This is a genomic window from Alteromonas sp. ABV2_168, from assembly GCF_056161165.1.
The window spans coordinates 75,318-93,470 of record NZ_JBSWYQ010000007.1; the positions used below are offsets into that span (position 1 = coordinate 75,318).

17 protein-coding genes are annotated in these 18,153 nt (G+C 48.4%); 7 read left to right on the forward strand and 10 right to left on the reverse strand.

The window, feature by feature from the left end:
• Window positions 1-230: 230 nt before the first annotated feature.
• The 5 genes from ACXAH4_RS12055 to ACXAH4_RS12075 all read left to right on the forward strand — a co-directional run bounded on the left by ACXAH4_RS12055 (window position 231) and on the right by ACXAH4_RS12075 (window position 5,038).
• Complete coding sequence (locus ACXAH4_RS12055) at window positions 231-422, forward strand: hypothetical protein (protein ID WP_474882040.1); 192 nt, start codon at window positions 231-233, stop codon at window positions 420-422.
• Window positions 423-590: 168 nt separating this feature from the next.
• Window positions 591-1,391 carry a UDP-2,3-diacylglucosamine diphosphatase gene (locus tag ACXAH4_RS12060; protein ID WP_474842544.1) on the forward strand — a complete coding sequence of 267 codons (801 nt, stop codon included), beginning with the start codon at window positions 591-593 and terminating at the stop codon, window positions 1,389-1,391.
• Window positions 1,392-1,518: 127 nt separating this feature from the next.
• Window positions 1,519-3,237 carry a bifunctional ornithine lipid synthase OlsF gene (gene olsF / locus ACXAH4_RS12065; protein ID WP_474842546.1) on the forward strand — a complete coding sequence of 573 codons (1,719 nt, stop codon included), beginning with the start codon at window positions 1,519-1,521 and terminating at the stop codon, window positions 3,235-3,237.
• A gap of 204 nt (window positions 3,238-3,441) precedes the next feature.
• Window positions 3,442-3,837, forward strand: coding sequence for a BlaI/MecI/CopY family transcriptional regulator (locus ACXAH4_RS12070; protein WP_474882041.1), 396 nt, complete (start codon window positions 3,442-3,444; stop codon window positions 3,835-3,837).
• Window positions 3,830-5,038, forward strand: coding sequence for a M56 family metallopeptidase (locus ACXAH4_RS12075; protein ID WP_474842550.1), 1,209 nt, complete (start codon window positions 3,830-3,832; stop codon window positions 5,036-5,038). Before ACXAH4_RS12070 ends, ACXAH4_RS12075 begins: the two co-directional genes overlap by 8 nt.
• 65 nt (window positions 5,039-5,103) lie before the next feature.
• Here ACXAH4_RS12075 and ACXAH4_RS12080 read toward each other — a convergent pair whose 3' ends face one another.
• The 4 genes from ACXAH4_RS12080 to ACXAH4_RS12095 all read right to left on the reverse strand — a co-directional run bounded on the left by ACXAH4_RS12080 (window position 5,104) and on the right by ACXAH4_RS12095 (window position 8,599).
• Window positions 5,104-6,624: a DHA2 family efflux MFS transporter permease subunit gene (locus ACXAH4_RS12080; RefSeq protein WP_474882043.1), complete on the reverse strand. Its 1,521-nt coding sequence runs from the start codon at window positions 6,622-6,624 to the stop codon at window positions 5,104-5,106.
• Window positions 6,625-7,677 carry an HlyD family secretion protein gene (locus tag ACXAH4_RS12085; RefSeq protein ID WP_474882045.1) on the reverse strand — a complete coding sequence of 351 codons (1,053 nt, stop codon included), beginning with the start codon at window positions 7,675-7,677 and terminating at the stop codon, window positions 6,625-6,627.
• 13 nt (window positions 7,678-7,690) lie between these two features.
• Complete coding sequence (locus ACXAH4_RS12090) at window positions 7,691-8,164, reverse strand: MarR family winged helix-turn-helix transcriptional regulator (protein WP_303573068.1); 474 nt, start codon at window positions 8,162-8,164, stop codon at window positions 7,691-7,693.
• 120 nt (window positions 8,165-8,284) lie between these two features.
• Window positions 8,285-8,599, reverse strand: a complete 315-nt coding sequence (locus ACXAH4_RS12095) for a hypothetical protein (RefSeq protein ID WP_474842558.1) — start codon at window positions 8,597-8,599, stop codon at window positions 8,285-8,287.
• A gap of 219 nt (window positions 8,600-8,818) precedes the next feature.
• Between ACXAH4_RS12095 and ACXAH4_RS12100 the strand changes: the two genes are divergently transcribed.
• A complete protein-coding gene (locus tag ACXAH4_RS12100; RefSeq protein ID WP_474882048.1) occupies window positions 8,819-8,995 on the forward strand; it encodes a hypothetical protein in 177 nt (58 codons plus the stop codon).
• 73 nt (window positions 8,996-9,068) lie between these two features.
• Here ACXAH4_RS12100 and ACXAH4_RS12105 read toward each other — a convergent pair whose 3' ends face one another.
• The 4 genes from ACXAH4_RS12105 to lon all read right to left on the reverse strand — a co-directional run bounded on the left by ACXAH4_RS12105 (window position 9,069) and on the right by lon (window position 15,204).
• A complete protein-coding gene (locus ACXAH4_RS12105; RefSeq protein WP_474842560.1) occupies window positions 9,069-10,055 on the reverse strand; it encodes a glycosyltransferase family 4 protein in 987 nt (328 codons plus the stop codon).
• Window positions 10,056-10,135: 80 nt separating this feature from the next.
• The gene (ppiD, locus tag ACXAH4_RS12110; RefSeq protein ID WP_474848009.1) at window positions 10,136-12,028 is read right to left on the reverse strand and encodes a peptidylprolyl isomerase; all 1,893 of its coding nucleotides are present in this window, start codon (window positions 12,026-12,028) and stop codon (window positions 10,136-10,138) included.
• Between the two features lie 235 nt (window positions 12,029-12,263).
• Window positions 12,264-12,536 (reverse strand): nucleoid-associated protein HU-beta, encoded by a 273-nt coding sequence (gene hupB / locus ACXAH4_RS12115; protein WP_119501982.1) that lies wholly within the window; start codon window positions 12,534-12,536, stop codon window positions 12,264-12,266.
• Between the two features lie 313 nt (window positions 12,537-12,849).
• The gene (gene lon, locus ACXAH4_RS12120) at window positions 12,850-15,204 is read right to left on the reverse strand and encodes an endopeptidase La (protein ID WP_474882050.1); all 2,355 of its coding nucleotides are present in this window, start codon (window positions 15,202-15,204) and stop codon (window positions 12,850-12,852) included.
• A 302-nt stretch (window positions 15,205-15,506) separates the two neighbouring features.
• On the opposite strand from lon, the gene ACXAH4_RS12125 reads away from it, so the two are divergent.
• Entirely contained in the window at window positions 15,507-16,022 is a 516-nt protein-coding gene (locus tag ACXAH4_RS12125; RefSeq protein ID WP_349588024.1) for a prepilin-type N-terminal cleavage/methylation domain-containing protein, read from the forward strand.
• A 106-nt stretch (window positions 16,023-16,128) separates the two neighbouring features.
• On the opposite strand, the gene clpX is transcribed toward ACXAH4_RS12125, so the two are convergent.
• On the reverse strand, window positions 16,129-17,403 hold the full coding sequence (gene clpX / locus ACXAH4_RS12130; RefSeq protein WP_119501985.1) for an ATP-dependent protease ATP-binding subunit ClpX: 1,275 nt from the start codon (window positions 17,401-17,403) through the stop codon (window positions 16,129-16,131).
• A 74-nt stretch (window positions 17,404-17,477) separates the two neighbouring features.
• Complete coding sequence (gene clpP / locus ACXAH4_RS12135; protein ID WP_119501986.1) at window positions 17,478-18,104, reverse strand: ATP-dependent Clp endopeptidase proteolytic subunit ClpP; 627 nt, start codon at window positions 18,102-18,104, stop codon at window positions 17,478-17,480.
• Between the last annotated feature and the right edge of the window lie 49 nt (window positions 18,105-18,153).

Genomic DNA, 18,153 nt, shown 5'->3' on the forward strand with positions numbered 1-18,153 from the left:
TCATTTTCATTTGTTAGTGTCAGGTACTGTGCTGAACCTGACCGCACGATTACGTGCATTTCGGCGACTTTTGGCGAACTTTCGCTGGTGATAACAGTAGTAAGCTGAGCTGGTAGAAATTTTGCTAAGGTTGTTAGTGTTAAGAGCTTAATGCTGAGTGTCACTGGCGGGAGTTCCTGCTAAGAACCCGGTGCAGTTAACGAATTTGTACAATCAAAAGTGAGATTACAATGATGAAAATCCAGGTACACGATAACAAAGGAATTGAAACCCACGAATTGTCTGCAGACGAGCTCACACCGCAGGTAGAGCGCAAGCTGAAAGCGCTTTATTCATTCGGCGGATACTGCAAAATAGGAAACACACGATATCAGAGTGCAGAAGTGCTGCTGGCAGATATTGCCCCCCGTATGGCCGGATAAATCGCAAAACTGGCTGCGTCAGCGAATGCGGCCAGTTCTTTCTCCTCGCATAAGGCCGTTGTCACGATACTGTCAGACAACCTTCACTAACCTGTAAACCTGCGGTCACCTGACTGTCAATTAACCATCCTAAGATGTCCTTCCAAAGTTACTGCTTTGGGAACGGCTATGAAACGCACTCACTACCGCACACTGTGGTTATCTGACATTCACCTTGGCAATAAAGATTGCAAAGCTGAATACCTTCTCGACTTTCTTAACAATGTCACCGTCGACACCCTCTATCTGGTTGGCGATATCGTCGATATGTGGGAGATGTCGCGGCAATTTCGCTGGCCTGAGGCGCACAATCAGGTGCTTCATACATTTATGAAAATGAGCCGTGAAGGGACCAAAGTGGTGTATCTGCCCGGCAATCATGACGAGCCGTTGCAGTCTTACTCCGGAATGGATTTTGGCGAAATAGAGATCCGCAGAGAATATGTTCATACCACCCTGCAGGGCAAAAAGTACCTTATCCTTCATGGCGATCAGTTCGATGCTGATGTGACCCTGGGAAAATTCCACGCCTGGATTGGTGATAAAGGCTACGACCTGCTTCTGTTCCTCAACCGCTGGTTTAACCGCTTCCGTCAGTGGCGCAACAACCACTACTGGTCTCTGGCAGGCTACATCAAAAAGCATATCAAAGGGGCTAACGAAGCCATCAGCCGTTATCGTGAAGCCTGCTGCGGCAGGGCGAAAAAAATGGGGCTTGATGGTGTGATTTGCGGCCACATCCACCACCCGGAAAGCACCATGGAGAATGGAATCCACTATATCAATGATGGCGACTGGATAGAAAACTGCTCTGCCCTTGGTGAAGATTTGCAGGGAAATCTGGCGCTTATCAGCTGGATTGATCATATGCAGGCACAAGCTTCTGTTACCGAGTTCAAGCCACGCTCAAAAGCAACGAAAGCGGCTTAATTAACAAATAATAACTGACCGGCAACGCTGCCTGCAGGTGAAGCACTCTGTCACGGAAATGCCATGAAACTGTGTAAAAAGCGTCACACTCAGTTGATATCGTTCGCTCAAAACAATGGGATAAAATATGTTTACTGTTGATGATGTACTGACCCGGCATTATCCGCAGGTTGCGGATAAACCCTGGCTATTTAAATCGCTGTCTTTTGTACTTCGCCACCTGCTGCATGAGCGGGAAATGACCGAGTTCAGTGAAACCTATCCTCACTACGTGGATATAGACTTTGTTGAACAGGTGCTTGAGTACTTTAATATCAGCTACTCTACCCGTGATGTGGAAAAAGAGCGTATCCCCACCGAAGGCAAAGTTGTCATTATTGCCAACCACCCGATTGGTACCCTCGACGGTCTTGCATTAATTAAACTGGTCAGTGAAGTACGCCACGACTTAAAAGTAGTCGCCAATCAGATGCTGATGGCCGTTGAACCTTTGCACAACATGCTGCTGCCGGTTAATAACATGCAGGGCGGCACACCTAAACAGCACCTTGAAGCCATACATAAGCATTTACACGGTGACGGGGCTGTACTGATTTTTCCGGCCGGAGAGGTTTCCAGGCTTCGTCCGCAAGGGGTACGTGATACCCGCTGGCATACAGGTTTCCTTCGTATCGCCAGACAAACCAAATCACCAGTGCTGCCGGTTTACATTGACGCTAAAAACTCGCCGTTGTTTTACGGCGTGTCTATGATTTACAAACCTCTGGCAACTGTGCTGCTGGTCAAAGAGATGTTTAAGCAGCGCAAAAAGCACTTACCCATGCGCATTGGCGAGGTAGTTCCTTACGAAGCATACAGCCAGCTCACCCTGCCTCTGAAAGAGCAGGTTAAGCTGTTTAAACGTCATTTATACCGCATCGGTGGTAACCGCAAGGGCGTACTGCCCACTCAGGCTCCCATCGCCACGCCGGAAGACCGCAAAGAACTGACCCGTGCCATTAAACAATGTGAGCACCTGGGTCATACTGCTGACGGCAAACATATTTACCTGTATCAGCATCAGGGCTATTCGCCCATTATGCGGGAAATTGGCCGGCTGAGAGAAATCGCTTTTCGCGCGGTGGGCGAAGGTACTAACCGCCGCCGTGATATTGACCAGTATGACTCCCACTACTACCACCTTGTCCTGTGGGATGAAAACGATCTTGAGATTGCCGGCGCCTACCGCTTCGGCGACGCATCCGTGTTGACGGAAGAAGGCCATCCCACAGGCCTGTATTCAGCTACCCTGTTCAATTATGGCAATGACAACGACGCTCTGTTCAAAGAAGGTCTGGAGCTGGGCCGGAGTTTTGTGCAGCCTCAGTACTGGGGTAAACGTAGTCTGGATTATTTATGGATTGGTATCGGTGCATTTCTGAGCCGTTACCCGAAATACCGGTATCTGTTCGGAGCAGTATCAATAAGCAACGCTTATCCGCAACCTGCCAAGGACTTGCTAGTGCAGTTTTACCGTACCCACTTTCCGGCAAAATTCGGCAGTGCTTCATCACGGCTACCCTATCAGGTATCACCGGAAGTGCAGGACATCTTCCCGGGTGAAGACTACAAAGCCGAATTTACCCAACTGAAACACTTGCTGGCGAATATGGGTGTCAATGTGCCAACGCTGTATAAGCAATATTCTGAGATCACTAAAGCCGGCGGCGTTGCGTTTCTTGATTTCAACGTGGACCCGGACTTTAATGACTGTATAGACGGGCTTGTCGTCGTCGATACTGACAGCCTCACTGACAAAAAGCGTAAGCGCTATCTTGAGGATGCTTCACTGGCGAAATCAGCCTGACAAGTTACTACAATAAAACCATGCCCTGCCTGTAAAAGCCCTGTTCATCAGGGCTTTTCATTATCCACTCCCTTTCTGCATTGATGCATGTCACTGGTGTTCTTCCGTTTAATTAAGCGCTGATTGAAAAATAAACTTGCACACATTGATTACATGTGTAATCTTAAATTAAGACTACAAGCGTAATCCATAAGAGACATAACAATGTCAGAAGATAAAAATCAGAAGCCCGATATTTCAAACGCTGAATTTGAAGTGCTGGATGCATTATGGGATGACTACCCTGCGACATCAGCAGACATTATTGCACGTTTAAATTCCCGTAAAGCATGGCATGAGAAAACCATCAAAACCTTGCTTAGCCGGCTAGTGAAAAAGCAGGTTATCAGCTTTGAGAAATTGAAGCGGCAATATTTGTACACACCGCTCATCGCCCGTGAAGATTACACCAAAAAAGAAACGGCCAGTTTTGTCAGCCGGATGTTCAAAGGCAAGATTGCGCCAATGGTTGCCGGCTTTGCCAACCAGAACAGTCTTTCCAGACAGGATGTGGATGAACTGAAAGCATTGATTGAAAAGTGGGAGAGGAACAATGACTGACTGGTTGCTGCAACAGCAGGTTGTACTGTCTGTTGCGCTTATTTTTCTGATTTTAAGCGTGCGCTTTCTTATTCCTGCTTTAGGCGCCGGCCGGGCGTATCAGCTCTGGCTGCTGGTACCCGTAGTGCTCATTGCCCATAATTTGCCGGCTTCAGCAGTGAGCTTACCGGCTGGTCCGGTAAGCCGCTATGTCACCGGAACCGGCTCTTTAATCGCCAGCCCTGCTGGCAACACCTTTCTGTTCATATGGGCTGCCGGCGCATTCCTGATTGCTGCCAGTGTTGTTTTTCGCTACGTGGCTCTGGCCAGGCACATCGCAAACAAACACCGAACAGCAAGTCTGCATTCAAGACACTACCTGGTCAGTCCCGCCGTTTCAACGCCACTGCTGTTCGGGATACTCCGTCCGCAGATGATCATGCCTGCGTTTTTCCACAGCGCGTTCACGGAAAGACAGCAATCAATGATCATCGAGCACGAACAAACCCATCTGCGCCGGGGCGACCACCTGTGGAATGCTTTAGCGCTGATATTACTGAGCCTGTTCTGGTTCAACCCTCTGGTCTGGGCAGCGCTGTCAGCTTTCCGCACCTGCCAGGAAGTTTCATGCGACGCAGCAGTGCTGAGACACAAATCTCAGGCAGACAAAATTCATTATGCAAAAGCACTTGTGCAGTGTGCTGAGCATACTACCGGCAATAACACCTTGTACCCCGCTTACGGAGAAAAGAAAACCATGCTTACACGCCTTACACAGATGCAAAAAACCACCACGGGCAATAAAACAATTACTCTGGCCACCTGCCTTGCTATCAGTATTTTTACAGCAAACACTGCGCTGGCAAAGCTCGCAGGTACGCCGGTGAAAGCAGAACAGGTTAATCTTGCGCAGCCTGTTATGCGAATTGACCCTGTCTACCCGGCTGAAGCCGCCGCAAACAATCAGGAAGGCTCGGTAATATTGAAATTTGATATTTCTGCCACCGGCACTACAGAGAATATTGAAATTGTGGATGCCTTTCCTGATGGCGTTTTTGACGAGAGTGCAAGAGCTGCGCTGTCTCAGTGGGAATATAAGCCACGGGTTCAGGGCGGTAAAGCCATGCGCCAGACAGGTATACTGGTTCAACTGGATTTCCGTCTTGATAACACCCGTGCATCAAACGCAGATGAAATGGAGAAAATCAGCGTAACGCGGTAACGTTTTATGAATGGAATGAGCAAAGCCGGGGCAAACCGTTGCCCCGGCTTTGTTATATTAACTGGTTATGCTGCTTTGGCCGGCGCAGTTGCAGGACGCATAAGCAACAAAAGCGGAACCGATGCCAGAGTGATCCACATCATCAGGCGAAAATCCTGCAGATAGGCCAGCGTGGTTGCCTGAGTAGTGACCAGTGTATTGAGGCTGCTCAACCCTGTACCCGACGTCGCATAAATTCCGTGAGCCACACTTTCCTTAAAGCCGGCATTATCCAGCGACATAAATTCTGCAAATACTGCATGATTCCGCTGTGCAGACTGAGCCAGATAGGTCATCACCACAGAGATGCCGATGCTGCTGCCAATGTTGCGTAACAAACTGAACATTGCTGTACCTTCATTACGGTACGAGGCCGCCAGTGTGGCGAAACTGGCGGTTGAGAGGGGCACAAAAACAAATCCCAGGCCCAGCCCCTGAATAACACCGGTACGGATAATTTCATGGGCACTGACATCCGCAGTAAACAGGGTCATCGCCCACAATGAGTAACTCATCAGCATGAGTCCGGTAAATATCATCAGCCGCACATCGACTTTACCTGAAAGGCGCCCCACCAGAATCATTGAAATCATGGTGCCTATTCCTCTCGGAGCAAGCAGGTAGCCTACGTCCACCACCGGATAGCCCATGAGGTTTTGCATAAACGGTGGCAACAGCGCCATGGTGGCCAGCAAAATAATACCGACGATAAAGATAAACAGCAGACCCACCGAGAAATTTCTGTCGCGGAACATGGCCGGTTCGATAAAAGGTTTACGGTGAGTGAATATATGCACAATAAAGAGATACATACCCAGCGCTGCCAGAGCCGCTTCGATAACGATTTCTCTGCTGGCAAACCAGCCCTGAGACTCTCCTCTGTCCAGCATCATTTGTAACGCGCCAATGGCCAGCGCCAGCATGGCAAAACCTGTGAGATCAAAACGTCTGTCAGGATCCAGCTCCGTTTCCGGGACAAATCGCATAAGGCCAAACCAGGCGAGAATACCGAATGGCAGGTTGATGTAAAACACCCAGCGCCAGTCATAATATTCTGTCAGTAGTCCGCCAAGGGTAGGCCCGAGAATAGGACCGAGCATAACGCCCACGCCCCACATGGCCATCGCCTGTCCATGTTTTTCTTTCGGCCAGGTATCCAGCAGTACAGACTGGGATAACGGCACCAGGCTGGCGCCGAATATCCCCTGCAGCAACCGGAAGATCACTATCTGATTTAAGTTCTGCGCTGCGCCGCAAAGCATGGATGCCACTGTGAATCCGACTACTGACCACATGAACAAGCGGCGGCGGCCAAATCTGGCACTGAGCAATCCGGTAAGCGGCATGAAAATCGCTGCGGCAACAATGTAGCTGGTCAGCACCCAGCTTATCTGATCCTGCGTGGCACTCATACTTCCCTGCATATGGGGCAAGGCCACATTAGCGATAGTTGTATCCAGCGCCTGCATGATAGTCGCCAGCATCACCGATAAGGTGATCATGACGCGGTTAGCAGATGATGATGACGTATCCGGCTGTGCAGACATCTACAGTGTCAGCCCTAATACTGAACGCTGATGCTGCGTGTCAATTTCCGTAATCACACTGAGCCCTGCTCTTAATAACGGCAAATCAGGCTCATCATCAAGCCGGATGCGCACAGGCAAACGCTGGGCGATCTTCACCCAGTTCCCGGTCCCGTTTTGTGCGGGCAGCACTGAAAATTCCGCGCTGGTTGCCGGACTCAAACTCTCTACGACTCCGTGCCACTGATGATCCGGATACGTATCGACGTTGATGGTCACATGCTGACCGGGCTTCACCCAGGTCAGATCGGTTTCAGTATAATTTGCCTCAATCCACATTTGCCGGTTCATGACCATCGACAAAGCCTGACTGCCGGCAGCAAAATACTGTCCGGCTTTAGGCGGTATACGCACTACCCCGTCCTGCGGTGCCAGTATCTGTGTATGTTTGTAATCAAGCAGTGCTTCCGCCAGCGTCGCTTTTGCCGCCAGATAATCAGGGTGTTGCTCAGCCGGCAGTGTATCGCTGCCTCCGAGAGACTCTGCGATTTGTTTAAGATCGTCTTTTACCGCCAGTACGTTAAGTTTGGCAATGGCCACATTTTGATGGGCTGCGTCAAAATCTGCATCCGACACATAGCGCTTTTTCAACAGGTTATCCTGACGAACTTCCTCTTTTTGCGCATAGGCCAGCTTACTTTCTGCCAGTTTCAGTTCCGTTTGCTTCTCAACGTAAGAGGCTTTCAGGGCAGACAGTTCTGTTCTGACCTGTGCCATATTCGCAGCAGCCTTCTCCATGGCTACCTGATAGGGTTCAGCGTCAATTTCAAAAAGAATATCGCCTTTTTTGACTTGCTGATTTTCACGCACATTGACGTGAATAATATTACCGCTGACCTGAGGACTGATTTGGATCAGATCGGCTTTAACATAAGCATTATCCGTTTCAACCAGTCGCCCGCCGTGTAACCAAGCCGCACCGCCGGCAAGACATGCCAGTACCGGGACAACGACCATAAATAAAAATCTTTTGCTGCGTGAAGACGGCGCAGCTTTTGTGGATTCTTCTGACATTTAATTCTCCGTATCAGAAAGACATTGACATAAGACGTTCACGAATGAGCGTCAGCACATCGACAAACTGTGCCCGTTGTTGCTCACTGAGGTCCTGCAGCATTTCCTCGCGCAATGCTTCAATTGTCACTTTGATGGTTTTTAACACGGGTTCTGCATCTGCGGTCAGGTTAATCAGGTGAGCACGGCGGTCTGCCGGGTCCTTATCCCGACGGACCAGCCCCCGTAACTCGAGATTGTCCAGCAGCTTTGCAATAGTCATTGGCTGGATTTCAAGCATCTGCGCAAGCGCTTTTTGCTGTACACCGGGATTCATGGCTATCAGTTTCAGTGCTCTCGCCTGTGAAAGGGTGAGATCACTGCCATCTAACCTGTCCTGAAAAGCGCCACGCATGCGCCTTGTGATATCAGCCAGTAAAAAACCTTCTACCGGGCCATGCCGGGTATCGTAGTAACAGGGGGTTTCACGGGATGTGGAATTTTCCATATCAACCTCAATTAGTAAGCAATGCTTATTATATGCTTCAATTACTAATCATCAACAGCCGGACACGGAGTTACGGACGAGTAACAGGAAAAGCAGGATGGATATCAGGGGAAGGTAGAATTAACCGGCTATATCAACAATTTCTCTGGTATCCGGGCGAATACGAACGGTTTGACCGGCAATGGCGATTGATACGGTACCGGTCAGCGGATCTCTGCCGACAACTTTACCTGTCCGGTATACGTCATAACCGAGGATCATGCCGGGTTGCAAAATCTCATCAGCAGCCGGTTCAGCCGGTGTCAGCGCTGACACTTCAGTTACGGGAAAACTGTAATCATCCAGTGTGATATTTTGTGCTCTGTCAGCGGCCAGTACAGGACCTGCAATCAAGGTAACGACGATTCCCGCACACAACGCTTTAAAACTGAACATTAACTGCCTCCATTGCAACTTATTTTCTGTCTGATTACCGGGTCAGACGTTAAGCCGGTTACTGAACTTGTACTTCTGATTAGAAGAGATGTAAGCAATTAGCACGCCATTACACATTTGTTAATAAAATCAGTAGTTAATGTAGATATAAGAGTAATGACTGGAAAATAGTGACGTTTTTCCGCATCATAATTGCAACACACAAGGAAAAGATTACCCGTGATAAAGATAATTGTACTGATCCCTCTTCTACTCAGCCTGCTCTGGTTTGCCTATCTGAAAGCTAATAAATGGACACTCGCTCAGGGTAAACAGGGATTTATTTATATTCTGGTGTTGTCTGCGGTCATTGCGGCGTTTTATACCCTGATGATGTTTTTGACACACAGGATCTGATAAGGATGTAGCTGTCCGGAAAAAGGGAATAAGCGGAACATTAAAATTCTGTTCCGCAGGCTGGCAGAGGAGGTTAATCCGTCATCGGGAGAATTTCTGATACATTCCCCGTGGCGTGAGGTTGTGCATCATTCAGCACGTGACCGTTAATCACCTCTTCGTAAAGCTTGTAATAACGCTGTTCCATCACTTCAGCATTAAACACATCACGGGCATATTCGTGGCAGGCCTGCCGGGAAAAACTGTCTGCCTGAGCAACAGCCTGCTCAAGCTCTTTGTAACTTGACGACAAAAAACCTACATCAGCATTGTTGATAAGTTCAGGCAATGAGCCGTAGGGTGTAGAAAATACCGGTGTTCCCAGGAACAAACTTTCTGTGATCGCCAGCCCGAAAGGCTCATGCCAGCGTACGGGAAAAATAAGTCCTTTTGAGCGCCGGATTAACCTGTGCTTTTCCTCTCCGCCCACCATACCCTTGAAACGGGTGTGAAGGTGAAAATCGAAATACGGATTTCTGCCAAAGTTAAACCGGTTTCCCCCCAGCACAGCCAGCTTCTCATTGACGTTGCCGGCAATGCGGACAGCACCGTCCAGGTTTTTCAGTGCAGAGCGGGCCTTGCCGAGAAAATGAAAATAATTATCCGGCTTACCGGTATGAGGCTCACCATAATCCCGCCAGTCCAGTCCGTTATAAACGTAACAGCTGGCATGGTGATTAGACGCATGTTTCTCCGAAAGGAAAACCGTATTCTGCGGATAAGTTCTGGCTTCCCCTGCATTACCATGCTCGGTGCACAGGAACGGTTTATCCAGCTCACCTTCGTAAGGCCAGTGAAAATGCACCACATCAGGCCAGTCTGTGATTTGCTCACTGACCGGCTTATCACGGTCATATTTCAATGTCTGAGAGGCCAGTTCACCGGCATTGCGGGCCAGGAATTTGACTTCATGACCTTGCCTCATCTGAGCCTGAGCCAGTGACCAGATAACCCTTTCCGTGCCACCGTACTTTTTAGCCGGTAACGGAAGTCGCGTTGCATAGGCGTGAAGAATACGCATTAAAAGTCCTTATATACCGGTTCTGCCGGTGGCAAAAAAAAGGTGCGCAAAGCGCACCTTCTGTGATTCAGCAATGTCGTTTAACGGGCCGTACCAAGGGTAACATCAGCCTCATCACGAAGCGCTTTAACAAAAGCTGCATAGGTAGACTGGCTGTTCGCCTGCGCCAGACGCTGACGGATGGCAGAAACTGTTGCATCATCCGCCGCTTCAGGCGCATGTACTGCAGTCAGTTCAATCAGTGCTACGTCGCCACTGCCTAACAGGGCCACACGGCGGGATTTGCCTTCAGCCGGCGCCAGAGTGAACAGGGTATCAAGCAGATTACGTGGTAATTGCTGATCACCACGATTCACGTTTTCAACGGTTTCCCAGTCCAGTGAACGGGCTGACAGAGAGTCTGCAATTTCATTACCACTTTCAAGCTGAGCCAGCTGAGCTTCCGCCCAGTCCTGCGCAGCCTGCTGCGCCTTTTCGCTGCGCAGAGACGCAGTGATAGACTCTTTTACTTCATCCAGTGACTTGGTGCGTTGGGCCTCATGTTCGTTAACACGTACCACCATTACGGTGCTGGCATCAAGTTCGATGAGATCGCTGTTCACCTGCTCTTCGATCAGTTCCGGCGAAAATACATCGCTGACAACCTGCGGGTTATCAATTTCGGCTGGTACGTCGTTACGGGTAAACAGCGGGGTAGTCTCAATCGATGTATTGGCAATGGCTGCCACTTCATCCAGAGTATCCGGTACTTCGAAGGCTACTTCTGCCATACGGGACTGAAGTTCATAGAAACGATCAGTGGCTTTTTCAGTGATGAGGTTTTCACGGATTTCACCGGCAACATCACTGAAAGGCTTAATGGTTTCAGGCTTCAGATCGGTCAGTTTGATGATATGGAAGCCAAACTCTGTTTTCACGACATCTGTCACATCACCCACATTCTTAAGTGAGAATACTGCTGAGTCGAAAGCGTCGTCCATCATGCCGGGCGTGATGTAATCAAGATCACCACCATTTTCAGCAGAGAAACTGTCTTCAGAACTTTCTTCTGCCACGGTTGCGAAGTCTGCACCGCCTTTAATTTCTGCCAGCAATGCTTCTGCTTTCGCTTTTGCAGCCTCTTCATCATCGCCGGTTTCAATCAAAATATGCGAGACGCGACGCTGTTCTTCATCACGGTACTGGTCTTTATTTTCTTCGTACCACGCAGACACTTCATCGTCAGACACCGTTACGTCGTCTTTTAAATCATCGACTGACAATTTGACATAGGCTACGCTGACTTTTTCTTCAGTATCAAACGAAGTGATGTTGGCATCGTAATAACCCTGAATGTCAGCATCAGAAATTTCAACTTCGTCAGCAAAAGGCGCTGCGTCCACTACGACATAGCGGGCATCGCGGGTCTGAGCCTGTAAGTCAAATACACGGCGGGCTTCACCGGGCAGGGCGAAGTCAGACACGCCAAGAGCGCGTGTCAACTGTTCACGGGTTAACTGTGTACGCAGGAAATCGCGGAAATCTGACGGCTGGTAACCGTTCTGACGTAAAAGGGCCAGGTAACGGTCGTTGTTAAACTGTCCGCCAAGCTGGAATTCAGGCATGCTGCGAATGGTGTCACGGATTTGATCATCACCCACACGTAAACCTAATTCGCGGGCTTTCTGCTCAACCAGCTTTTCGTCAATCAGGCTGTCCAGTACACCGCGGCGGAATTGCTGCATGTAACCTTCATCAGCAAACAGCGCTGATACGCTCTCACCGTATTGTGATTCCATACGGCTGCGCTGTGACTGATAAGCACGCTCCAGCTCATTCAGACCAATTTCTTCGCCATTTACAGTGGCGGCGACAGTTTCACCGGAACTGTTCAGGTAACTCCCTACACCGGCAAAAACAAAGCTCAGCACGACCAGACCAATGATAATCATTGCCCACGGGCCTTGCGAACCTTCTCGGATTCTCTCTAACATGACTTACTTTCAACTCCGTTGCTTACTGCTTCGCTCCGGCTTTGTTCAACACTCACCGGAAAAATATGGCAGATTATATCGATTCCCCGTGCCAAAGGCGATAATCCCGTCAGTCAATTTGCAGGAAATCCGTTGAATTCCAATAGATAGAGTTGGGTGACAGCGGAAAATGCGGGCAGGAGAAATAAAAAAGGCGATGGTACTGACCATCGCCTTTTATCGAATCTTTTTCTGCTTAGTTACAAGCGTCTTTCAGAGCTTTACCAGCTTTGAAAGAAGGAACTTTAGCAGCTGCGATTTGAATAGTCTCACCAGTTTGTGGGTTACGGCCACTACGCGCTGAGCGTTCGCGAACAGCAAACGTACCGAAACCTACCAGTGCAACCTGATCACCTTCTTTAAGCGCTGCGGTAACTGCATCAGTGAATGCATCTAATGCACGGCCTGCAGCAGCTTTAGAGATATCTGCACCAGCAGCGATTTGGTCGATGAGTTGAGACTTGTTCACAATTATGATCCCCTTCGATTGTTATTATACTCTTGTCCGAAAACAGTGATTGTCTTCAGAACGTTATAACAAGCTTGATTTCGACAATCAAGCTAAGTGTTACAATTAATTAACGTTTAATGAATCGCTGCAATCCCTTTAGAGACAAGGCTTCAAGCGAGTACGTAGTAAAGGTAACACAACTTCTGACAGTTGAAAGCCCTAAATTTAAAAAAAAAGGTTAATTTGGGGCTGTAATGGGTGTTTTTTGAGCAAACAGTTCAAAAAAAGGCTACATCCCGCGAATTTACTGGTATGCAGCCAATTTCTACCGTTACTTATTAGCGACAACTTTAAAAGACTCAACAGGCTCCTGCAGAGCAATATCGAGTACTTCATCAATCCATTTAACTGGATGGATAGACAAGTCCGCTTTCACGTTTTCAGGAATTTCTTCCAAATCACGTTCATTCTCATGTGGAATGACGACAGTTTTAATACCGCCACGGTGTGCAGCCAGCAGCTTCTCTTTTAATCCGCCGATTGCCAGCACTTCTCCGCGAAGGGTAATTTCACCGGTCATGGCAACATCACATTTCACCGGATTACCTGTGAGCGTGGATACCAGTGCGGTGCACATTGCAATACCGGCGCTCGGACCATCTTTTGGCGTGGCACCTTCGGGCACGTGTACGTGGATATCACGCTTTTCATAGAAGTCTTCGTTGATGCGCAGTTTTTCGGCACGGCTTCTTACTACAGTCATCGCCGCCTGAATGGACTCCTGCATCACGTCCCCCAGAGAACCGGTGGTGGTCATCTTGCCTTTACCGGGTACCGCAGTGGTTTCGATAGTCAGCAAGTCTCCGCCTACCTGTGTCCATGCAAGGCCGGTCACCTGCCCTATCTGGTTTTCTTTATCCGCTTTACCATAATCAAAACGCTGCACGCCCAGATAGTCTTTCAGGTTATCCTGCGTCACAACGACTTTGTCTTTGCTCTTACTTAGCAGAATATCTTTTACTGCTTTACGGCAAACTTTAGAAATTTCTCTTTCCAGGCTTCGTACACCCGCTTCGCGGGTATAGTAGCGAATCATGCCGATGATGGCGGATTCTGTGATATCCAGCTCTTTGGCTTTAAGGCCGTTACGTTCCATCTGTTTGGAAATAAGATGACGTGTCGCAATGTTCAGCTTCTCATCTTCGGTGTAACCCGACAGACGAATCACTTCCATCCGGTCGAGCAGTGGCCCGGGAATATTCATGCTGTTTGAGGTCGCCACAAACATAACATCAGACAGGTCGTAGTCGACTTCAAGATAGTGGTCGCTGAAGCTGCTGTTTTGTTCAGGATCTAATACCTCGAGCAGCGCCGATGACGGGTCACCACGCATGTCAGAAGACATTTTGTCGATTTCATCAAGCAGGAAAAGCGGGTTTTTCACCCCTACTTTGGCCATTTTCTGAATCAGTTTGCCCGGTAATGAACCGATGTAAGTACGACGGTGACCACGAATTTCTGCTTCATCCCGCACCCCGCCTAATGCCATACGCACGTACTTACGTCCGGTAGCTTTGGCAATAGACTGACCCAACGAGGTTTTACCCACACCCGGAGGACCGACTAAGCAAAGGATTGGACCTTTCAGCTTTTTAACCCGTTTCTGTACCGCCAGATATTCAACAATGCGCTCTTTTACTTTCTCCAGACCATAGTGATCTGCATCCAGTACTTTCTCGGCCAGTGACAAATCTTTCTTCACTGCACTGCGCTTATGCCAGGGAACATTGGTCAGCCATTCAATATAACTGCGTACCACGGTGGCTTCTGCCGACATGGGAGACATCATTTTCAGTTTCTGCAACTCAGCCCGTGCCTTATCTTCGGCATCTTTAGGCATCTTCGCTTCTTCAATCTTTTTGCTCAGCGCCTCAAACTCGTCCGGTGCATCATCCAGTTCACCCAGTTCTTTCTGAATGGCTTTCATCTGTTCATTCAGATAATACTCGCGCTGGCTTTTTTCCATCTGCTTTTTCACGCGGGTACGAATTTTCTTTTCGACCTGCAGCAAATCAATTTCGCCTTCCATCAGCGCCATCAGGTACTCAAGACGCTCGTTCACGCCTTTCATTTCCAATACCTTCTGCTTCTCAGCCAGTTTAAGCGGCATATGAGCAGCCATGGTATCGGCGAGACGGGCAGCGTCATCAATGCCGTTAAGCGAGGTTAACACTTCTGGCGGGATCTTCTTATTCAGTTTTACGTATCCCTCGAACTGGGATACCGCAGAGCGGATAAGTACTTCCTGCTCATTGTCAGACAGTAACTCATCTTCAACACGGCTTACTTGCGCCACGAAGAATGGCTCAGCCTGCTCGTACTGATGAATTTCACCACGAACATTACCTTCGACCAGCACTTTCACTGTGCCGTCAGGCAGTTTTAATAACTGTAAAATAGTGGCTAATGTGCCAACCTGAAAAATGTCATCAGATTCAGGCTCATCAACACTGGCGTCCTTCTGTGCAACTAAAAAGATTTGTTTATCATTTTCCATCGCTGCTTCAAGACAACGGATGGACTTTTCCCTGCCAACAAATAGCGGTATGACCATATGGGGATAAACGACTACGTCCCGTAAGGCAAGTACGGGGATCTCAATGCGATCTTCACGCTCAGCTGTCATACGTGTTCTCTGTATTGTTCATAATGTGAATTGATATGGGGATGCACAGGCAAAGTTCAATCAATCCTGTGTTAAACCTTGTTACTTTTACCATTATCGATTTTTAATGATGGTGCAACCTTTTTGTGCCGGAGAGCAGAGCAAAGTCAAACGACTGTACAAATATACGACGAAGGCAGGTTATTGCTTATTACAAATGATAACTATTCCCAATAAAATAAACCTGTTATGCTCAAGAAATTGGAAAAAATACAGTTAAAATCTTATTCTTCAAAGATATCAAGATTGCAGTGAAACTTGTTATGACATCATCTCCATCAAATTCCGGATTCACGCTCATTGAGCTGGTTATTGTTATTGTTATTCTCGGCGTACTGGCAGTCACCGCAGCGCCCCGTTTCATCGATCTTCAGGATGACGCTCAGGCGGCCAGTGTTCAGGGTGTGGGAGCGGCCTTTGCTTCTGCTATTAATCTGGCCCGTTTAAAGTGGCGTGCCGGTGGTCACACGGGGCCGGTGGATAATCTGGATGTGTTCGGCAACGGACAAAACGTCATTGATTTTAATCAGTATGGCTGGCCTGCACAGAGCTATACGCCGTATGAAGCCAGCCCGGTAACGGACAACGCCTGGGATTGCACATCGTTATGGAATGCCTTGCTTGCCAGCGGCAGCCCCACGGTTGCAGAAGATACCTCGGCGGACTACCAGGCCACCTATGCAGACGGTACCTGCACCTTTATTTTGCAGGCACAACCGGCGTTTTCCGTCTATTACAGTTCACTGACCGGTGAAGTCACCATCGATGACACCTTGTAACAGCCCTGCCTTTTCACGGTAATTACGGCTAACCGGATGCCGGATGACCCGGTGACAGATAACAAAAAAGGTCCCGAAGGACCTTTTTCTTTATCTTACATGACAATCACTCAGAGACCGCTTTCTTCTCTTCGTTCTTGTACATCAGAATAGGTTTAGATTCGCCTTTAATCACAGACTCGTCGATAACCACTTTGCATACGTTTTCCATTGAAGGTAAATCGTACATGGTATCGAGCAACACTGCTTCAACGATAGAACGCAGGCCACGGGCACCGGTTTTACGTTGCATCGCCTTTCTTGCGATGGCATGCAATGCATCGTCACGGAATTCCAGTTCAGTTTCTTCCATGGCAAAGAGCGCACCGTACTGTTTGGTAATGGCGTTCTTCGGCTCACGAAGGATCTGGATCAGCGCTTCTTCGTTCAATTCTTCCAGGCTGGTCACTACCGGCAGACGACCAATGAACTCCGGAATTAACCCGTACTTCACTAAATCTTCCGGCTCTACCCGTTTGAACAGATCGCTGAGTTCCTGCTTGCTTTCTTTAGACTTCACCGACGCACCGAAACCAATTCCGGTATCTTTATTTGCACGCTGCTCAATCACTTTATCCAGACCGGCAAACGCACCACCACAGATAAACAGGATTTTAGACGTGTCGACCTGCAGGAATTCCTGCTGAGGATGCTTACGTCCACCTTGAGGCGGAACGGATGCAACCGTGCCTTCAATCAGTTTCAGCAGCGCCTGCTGAACACCTTCACCTGACACATCACGTGTAATAGAAGGGTTATCAGACTTACGGGAAATCTTGTCGATTTCATCAATGTAGACAATACCGCGCTGGGCTTTCTCTACATCATAATCGCACTTCTGCAACAGCTTCTGAATGATGTTTTCAACGTCCTCACCCACGTAACCGGCTTCGGTCAGGGTGGTGGCATCGGCCATGGTAAACGGCACATCCAGTAAACGGGCCAGGGTTTCCGCCAGTAACGTTTTACCGCTACCAGTAGGGCCAATTAGCAGGATATTACTCTTACCCAGCTCAACACCCTCGTGCACATCACCATTGCGCAGGCGCTTGTAGTGGTTATACACCGCTACCGACAGCACTTTCTTTGCGTGTTCCTGACCAATGACATAATCATCAAGGTGTGTATGAATTTCTTGTGGTTTAGGAAGTGCATCCTGCTTTTGCTTTGGTGCAATTTCCTTAATCTCTTCACGAATAATGTCGTTGCATAATTCAACACACTCATCGCAAATAAAAACGGACGGTCCCGCAATCAGCTTTCTGACTTCATGTTGGCTTTTGCCACAAAAGGAACAGTACAAAAGCTTATTATCACCGTCACCGTTCTGCTTGTCACTCATTACTCTTTGCCTCTGCCTTTCCTGAACAAACGAAAATCGTGCGGGTACACGAGTTCAGGATTACTATAACTATACTACTTAGTGGCGGCTGCGTCAGATCGATTTGTTAAAATCTGATCGATTAGGCCATAATCCCTGGCTTCTGCTGCACTCAGGAAGTTATCCCGGTCTGTATCCCTTGCAACTTTTTCGTAATCCTGGCCAGTATGTTCGGCCATCAGACGATTCATTTTCTCTTTAATAGAAAGAATTTCTTTCGCGTGAATTTCAAAATCCGACGCCTGTCCCTGGAATCCGCCCAGCGGCTGGTGAATCATTACCCGTGAGTTAGGTAAGCAGAAACGCTTCCCTTTGGTACCGCCTGATAACAGGAAAGCGCCCATGCTGGCCGCCTGACCAATACAAACCGTGCTTACGTCAGGCTTAATGAAATTCATGGTGTCGTAAATCGCCATGCCTGCCGTCACAGAACCACCCGGAGAGTTGATATAAAGATAAATATCTTTTTCCGGATTCTCAGCTTCAAGGAAAAGCATTTGCGCGACGATGAGGTTCGCCATGTGGTCTTCAACCTGACCCACTAAGAAAATCACATTTTCTTTTAGCAGACGGGAATAAATGTCGTAGGAACGTTCACCTTTAGACGTCTGCTCGACGACCATAGGCACCAATGCATCTTGTGGTTCAAATGGGTTTATCATATCTACCTTGATTTCTTAGCGTTAAAAACAAAAATGCCCGGAAGGTTCC

Excerpts from the sequence above, each read along its gene's own strand:
- ACXAH4_RS12080 (WP_474882043.1), bottom strand. The coding sequence starts at position 6,624 with ATGTCTGCACAGCCGGATACGTCATCATCATCTGCTAACCGCGTCATG.
- ACXAH4_RS12075 (WP_474842550.1), top strand. The coding sequence starts at position 3,830 with ATGACTGACTGGTTGCTGCAACAGCAGGTTGTACTGTCTGTTGCGCTT.
- ACXAH4_RS12125 (WP_349588024.1), top strand. The coding sequence starts at position 15,507 with ATGACATCATCTCCATCAAATTCCGGATTCACGCTCATTGAGCTGGTT.
- clpP (WP_119501986.1), bottom strand. The coding sequence starts at position 18,104 with ATGATAAACCCATTTGAACCACAAGATGCATTGGTGCCTATGGTCGTC.
- ACXAH4_RS12105 (WP_474842560.1), bottom strand. The coding sequence starts at position 10,055 with ATGCGTATTCTTCACGCCTATGCAACGCGACTTCCGTTACCGGCTAAA.
- ACXAH4_RS12055 (WP_474882040.1), top strand. The coding sequence starts at position 231 with ATGATGAAAATCCAGGTACACGATAACAAAGGAATTGAAACCCACGAA.
- ACXAH4_RS12060 (WP_474842544.1), top strand. The coding sequence starts at position 591 with ATGAAACGCACTCACTACCGCACACTGTGGTTATCTGACATTCACCTT.
- ACXAH4_RS12070 (WP_474882041.1), top strand. The coding sequence starts at position 3,442 with ATGTCAGAAGATAAAAATCAGAAGCCCGATATTTCAAACGCTGAATTT.
- olsF (WP_474842546.1), top strand. The coding sequence starts at position 1,519 with ATGTTTACTGTTGATGATGTACTGACCCGGCATTATCCGCAGGTTGCG.
- ACXAH4_RS12085 (WP_474882045.1), bottom strand. The coding sequence starts at position 7,677 with ATGTCAGAAGAATCCACAAAAGCTGCGCCGTCTTCACGCAGCAAAAGA.
- clpX (WP_119501985.1), bottom strand. The coding sequence starts at position 17,403 with ATGAGTGACAAGCAGAACGGTGACGGTGATAATAAGCTTTTGTACTGT.
- ACXAH4_RS12095 (WP_474842558.1), bottom strand. The coding sequence starts at position 8,599 with ATGTTCAGTTTTAAAGCGTTGTGTGCGGGAATCGTCGTTACCTTGATT.
- ppiD (WP_474848009.1), bottom strand. The coding sequence starts at position 12,028 with ATGTTAGAGAGAATCCGAGAAGGTTCGCAAGGCCCGTGGGCAATGATT.
- ACXAH4_RS12090 (WP_303573068.1), bottom strand. The coding sequence starts at position 8,164 with ATGGAAAATTCCACATCCCGTGAAACCCCCTGTTACTACGATACCCGG.
- lon (WP_474882050.1), bottom strand. The coding sequence starts at position 15,204 with ATGACAGCTGAGCGTGAAGATCGCATTGAGATCCCCGTACTTGCCTTA.